We start from the raw sequence: 5,844 nt of genomic DNA, 5'->3' as shown, positions 1-5,844 counted from the left end.
TTATTATATTATCATTATCGTTATATAAAAATTATTAATTTGATATTCTGATCAGTTAAGAAGATGAATACAATTAAGTATAAAAAATTCATTAATTGTAATTAATGAGAATTTATATAGTTAATTATAAATTATTAAATTGGAGGAAAAAATATGCTCAAGTATATCTTGAAAAGATTAGTATCTAGTATTATAACCATTTGGGTTGTAATAACCGCAACATTTTTTTTAATGCACGCAGTGCCAGGCGGCCCATTTGATGGTGGAAAAGTATTACCGCCGGCAATTAAGGCGAATTTAGAGGCAAAGTTTGGTCTTGACAAGCCTTTAGGCCAGCAATATGCTATGTATCTTAAGGATCTTATACACGGTGATTTAGGACCTTCTATGATGTATGAAGGAAGAACTGTAAATGATATGATTGCCTATTCCTTTCCAGCTTCCGCTAAACTTGGATTCACAGCTGTTGGAATTTCAGTTATATTTGGTTTGATCATGGGAATAATTGCAGCCCTCAAGCAAGGCAAATGGCAGGACAACCTATGTATGATTATTTCAACGATTGGAGTCACTATTCCAAGTTTTGTAATGGCAACAATATTTATATATTTCTTTGCAGTAAAACTTGGATGGTTTCCAGCAGTAGGTTTTGATGGACCGCAATATATGGTACTGCCTGCTTTGGCCCTCTCTGGATATTCTACTGCCTTTATATCAAGATTGGTGAGATCAAGTTTACTAGAAGTAGTTAGACAAGATTATATAAAAGTAGCAAAAGCAAAAGGACTTTCAAAGGGAAAAGTTGTAGTTAAACATGCTCTTAGAAACTCACTTATACCACTTGTTACCTATTTGGGACCATTACTTGCCAGTGTTCTTTCTGGAAGCTTTATAATTGAATCACTTTTTGGAGTACCTGGGCTAGGTAAAGAATTTGTTCAAAGTATAGGTAATAGAGATTATTCTACTACATTAGGAGTAACTATATTTTTCTGTACATTATTAATAGTTGCTAATTTTATTGTTGATATATTATATGTAGTTATTGATCCTAGAATAAAGCTGGAAAATTAAGGGAGGAACTGAAATGGAATTTCCAAAAGATATGTTTGAAAGAATTCCTAATAAGGACAAGGCTAATATTGAAGTGGTAAGACCAAGCCTTACTTATTGGCAGGATGTCTGGATGAGAATTAGAAAAAATAAACTTGCTATGTTGGGGTTGATAGTAGTTATTTTAGTTACGTTGCTTGCCATATTTGGACCAATGTTTTCAAAATACGATTATCATACACAAAACTTTGCCATTGCTAATCAAGGACCTAGTGCTGCACATTGGTTTGGAACGGATAAATTTGGTAGAGATTCCTTTGTAAGAGTTTTGTACGGAGCGAGAATATCTCTTACAGTTGGATATGTTGCCAGCATATTAAGTATTCTAATTGGAGTTGTATATGGAGGTATAGCAGGATATTTTGGTGGTAAAGTAGATAATATAATGATGAGAATAGTTGAGGCCATATATGCAATTCCCATAACTATATATGTAATACTATTTATGGTTGTGTTAGGAACAGGACTCAAGAGTATTATTATTGCTCTGGCGGTGGCTTTTTGGATAACTATGGCCAGAATAGTTAGAGGGCAGGTTATGTCTCTTAAACAACAGGAGTTTGTTTTGGCGGCTAAAACTTTAGGGGCATCTCCAATGAGAATATTATTAAAGCATTTAATTCCAAATTGTATGGGGCCTATAATAGTTACATTGACCTTATCAGTACCTGATGCTATTTTCCAAGAGGCATTTTTGAGCTTTATAGGTCTTGGGGTTCCGGCACCTATGGCATCCTGGGGAACTCTAGCTTCAGATGCATTGGAAGGCTATCAGCTTTATCCTTTCCAATTGTTTTTCCCAGCAATGGCAATATGTATTACAATGTTAGCGTTTAATTTACTCGGTGATGGACTAAGAGATGCCCTTGATCCAAAGATGAGAAAATAATAGGAGGATTATAATGGAAAAGTTACTCCAAATTAATAATATACACACTTCCTTTCACACTCATGTGGGAGAAGTTAAATCAGTAAGAGGCGTAAGTCTTGATTTATATAAGGGAGAAGCCATTGGAATAGTTGGTGAATCTGGCAGTGGAAAAAGTATAACTATGATGTCGCTAATGCGCTTACTTGAAGATAATGGAGAGATAAAACAGGGAGAAATACTGTTTGAAGGCAAGGATTTAACTAAGCTTTCCGAAAAGGAAATGGAGAAGATTAGGGGAAATGAAATAAGTATGATATTTCAGGATCCAATGACTTCTTTAAATCCTGTATTTACCATAGGAAATCAGCTTATAGAACCACTTATGAAGCATAAAAAATTAAGTAAGGCCGAGGCAACTAAAAAGGCTATAGAGATGTTAAGACTAGTAGGTATACCAAGCCCTGAAAAGCGAATAAAACAATATCCTCATGAATTTTCTGGCGGTATGAGACAAAGAGCTATGATTGCCATGTCTCTTGTATGCGGTCCTAAACTTTTAATAGCAGATGAACCTACTACTGCACTGGATGTTACCATACAGGCTCAAATACTTGAACTTATGAAAGATCTTAAGGAAAAATTAAATATGTCTATTATTCTCATAACTCACGATTTGGGAGTTGTGGCTGACGTATGTAATAGAATAAATGTTATGTATGGTGGTACTGTTGTAGAAAGCGGAACTAGCAGAGACATATTTTATAATCCTAAACATCCCTATACCTGGGGCCTTCTAAGGAGTATACCTAATCCTAAAGAAGATGTAAAGGAAAGGTTAAAGCCTATAGAAGGTAATCCGCCGGATTTATTGAATCCACCTAAAGGCTGTCCTTTTGCTCAAAGGTGTGAATATGCCATGAAAATCTGTATAGACAATAGACCGGAGAATTTTAAAATAGATGAAGGTCATTATTCTGCATGTTGGTTAAATCATCCTGATGCACCTAAGGTTACGCCTGATACAGGGAGGAATAAATAATGAGTGATAAGAAAACACTATTAGAGATAAAGAATTTGCAGAAATTTTTCCCTATAAATAAAGGTTTAATGGGAAAAAAGCAGAGTTTAGTTAAAGCTGTAGATAATGTTTCTTTTTCTATAGCAAAAGGAGAGACTTTAGGACTTGTTGGTGAGTCTGGTTGTGGTAAAACTACTATAGGCAGAACTATAATTAAGCTTTATGAACCAACAAGCGGTCAGATAATATACGATGGTAGGGATATTGCAAAACTTTCTCCAAAGGAAATGATTCCCTATAGAAGAAAGATGCAAATGATATTTCAAGATCCATATGCTTCACTAAATACTAGAATGACTGTAGGGGATATAATTGGTGAAGCCATAGATATCCATAAATTAATGAATAAAAAAGAGAGAAATGAAAGAGTACAATATCTTCTCAGCAGAGTTGGTTTAAATACTGATCATGCCAGCAGATATCCTCATGAGTTTTCAGGGGGTCAAAGGCAAAGAGTTGGTATTGCTAGAGCACTAGCAGTACAGCCTGAATTTATTGTATGTGATGAGCCTATATCAGCCTTAGATGTTTCCATACAGGCACAGGTAGTTAATATGCTTGAAGATCTTCAAAAGGATTTAGGTCTTACTTATTTATTTATAGCACATGATTTATCCATGGTAAAACATATATCAGATAAAATTGGTGTTATGTATTTGGGAAAATTGGTGGAGATAGCAGAAAGCAATGAATTATATAGGAATCCGCTTCACCCATACACTAAAGCATTGCTTTCAGCTATACCTATACCAGATCCTGATGCAGCAGCAGACAATAAGAGAATTATGCTCCAGGGAGAAATACCATCTCCAATTGATCCGCCGCCGGGCTGCAGGTTTAAAGATAGATGCAGCTATGCTAAGCCAATTTGCAAGGAATTAGAACCAGAATTAAAGGATCAGGGTAATGGTCACTGTGTAGCTTGTCATTTATATTAAATTACGATTGAACCAGTAGGCTATTATTAGTGTATAATTAGTCTGCTGATTGAATATACTAAAAAAAATAAAAAATATATTTAAGGGGGAAATCTTATGCTAAAGAGTAAAAAATCAAGATTATGTGCGTTGGTTATGTCTGCAGCAATAGTGGGAACACTGTTAAGCGGTTGTGGAAGTAATACTGGCAGCACAACAAAATCAGAACAAAAAATAACTTATAATTTAGGTGCAGATCCTAAGACTATTGATCCAGGTCTTAACAGTTCCGTAGAAGGTTCTACAGTAATTGCCAATGCCTTTGAAGGTTTGACTGATTTGGATACAAAAAGCCAACCAATACCAGGAGTTGCTACAAAATGGGATATTAGTAGTGATGGAAAGCATTACACATTCCATCTTAGAAAAGATGCTAAATGGTCCGATGGAAAACCAGTTAAAGCTCAAGACTTTGAATATGCTTGGAAGAGAGCATTAGCTCCAGAAACTGCATCAGACTACGCTTATCAGCTTTATTATTTAAAGGGTGGAGAAGCTTATAATGAAGGTAAAGGAAGTGCAGATCAGGTAGGTGTTAAAGCTACTGATGACTATACGCTCGATGTAGATTTAGAAAATCCAACACCATACTTTTTATTTCTTGCTTCATTCCAAACTTATATGCCTATAAGAAAAGATATAGTAGATGCTCATCCTAAGGATTGGGCAACTAAAGGTGCAACTTATGTTTCTAACGGAGCTTTCAAGCTTCAGGATTGGAAACCAAAAGACAGTTTAACATTTGTTCCAAATCCTAATTATTGGAATGCTAAAAGCGTTAAGCTTACTACTTTGAAATATACAGTATTAGATCAGGAAACTAGTTATATGTCTGCATTCCAATCTGGTCAGGTGGATATAATAGATGCACCACCAACAGAACAGATTCCTACATTATTAAAGAATGGTACTGCAAAGACTTATGTAAATCTTGGAACATACTACTATAGCTTTAATTTAGCTCCAGATGCAGCTAAAATCAATCCAGCTGCTGCTAAGGTTATGCAGGACGTTAAGGTTAGACAGGCGATTTCTCTTGCCATAGACAGAACTAAAATAGTTAAAGATGTTACAAAGGGCGGCCAGACTCCTTCAACAAGCTTTGTACCAAGTGGTATGCTTATCAATGGAAAAGAATTTAAAGATAAACAGTACTATAAACCAGAGGGTGATGTAGCACAGGCTAAACAGCTTTTAGCAGAAGCAGGTTATCCAGATGGAAAGGGATTCCCTAACCTTGAGTTAATATACAACAATGGTCAAGGTCATCAAAGTGTAGCGCAAACAGTTCAGGATATGCTTAAGAAAAACTTAAATATAGACATAACACTTAGAAGTGTTGAAAGAACAGTTCAACTTAATGATACAACTAAGCATCAATACATTATGGCTAGAAATGGCTGGTCAGCAGACTATGCAGATCCAATGACATTCCTTGACATGTGGGTTACAGGTGCTGGAAACAATGTAGCTGGATATAGTAATCCAGATTACGATAAACTTATTGCTGCTGCTAAATCTGAGCCAAATGCAGCAAAGAGAGATGACGAAATGCATCAGGCACAGGATATATTAATGAAAGATATGCCTGTACTTCCTCTATATGAATACAATGTAGTATCATGTGCAAAGAGCTATGTAAAAGGTGTTTTCAGAACTCCAATGGATACTTTATACTTCCAAAATGCATATGTACAAAAATAATTAAGTTTTCCTCCAGATTTTCTGGAGGATTTCTTTTATTTAGAAATCTGTTAGTAAGCATCAGAGGTCATAAACAAAAACTCCACCTGATGCCAAGAACT

At 35.4% G+C, this 5,844-nt stretch carries 5 protein-coding genes; all 5 read left to right on the top strand.

Annotated elements, in window-relative coordinates:
- The first annotated feature begins 153 nt into the window (after positions 1-153).
- The 5 genes from ABF633_RS20360 to ABF633_RS20340 all read left to right on the top strand — a co-directional run bounded on the left by ABF633_RS20360 (position 154) and on the right by ABF633_RS20340 (position 5,743).
- Complete coding sequence (locus ABF633_RS20360) at positions 154-1,074, top strand: ABC transporter permease (protein ID WP_415526498.1); 921 nt, start codon at positions 154-156, stop codon at positions 1,072-1,074.
- Positions 1,075-1,087: 13 nt separating this feature from the next.
- Complete coding sequence (locus ABF633_RS20355; protein ID WP_415526496.1) at positions 1,088-2,002, top strand: ABC transporter permease; 915 nt, start codon at positions 1,088-1,090, stop codon at positions 2,000-2,002.
- A 13-nt stretch (positions 2,003-2,015) separates the two neighbouring features.
- The gene (locus ABF633_RS20350) at positions 2,016-3,023 is read left to right on the top strand and encodes an ABC transporter ATP-binding protein (RefSeq protein ID WP_415526494.1); all 1,008 of its coding nucleotides are present in this window, start codon (positions 2,016-2,018) and stop codon (positions 3,021-3,023) included.
- The gene (locus ABF633_RS20345) at positions 3,023-4,000 is read left to right on the top strand and encodes an ABC transporter ATP-binding protein (RefSeq protein WP_415526492.1); all 978 of its coding nucleotides are present in this window, start codon (positions 3,023-3,025) and stop codon (positions 3,998-4,000) included. The genes ABF633_RS20350 and ABF633_RS20345 overlap by 1 nt, the downstream gene beginning before the upstream one ends.
- A gap of 96 nt (positions 4,001-4,096) precedes the next feature.
- Entirely contained in the window at positions 4,097-5,743 is a 1,647-nt protein-coding gene (locus ABF633_RS20340) for a peptide ABC transporter substrate-binding protein (RefSeq protein ID WP_415526490.1), read from the top strand.
- Positions 5,744-5,844 lie beyond the last annotated feature (101 nt).

Origin of the sequence: Clostridium sp. (genome assembly GCF_047718555.1) — a bacterium.
GTDB lineage: Bacteria > Bacillota > Clostridia > Clostridiales > Clostridiaceae > Clostridium_I.
The sequence above is the reverse complement of the archived record's forward strand: the minus strand, read 5'-3'. Positions and strand labels throughout refer to the sequence as shown.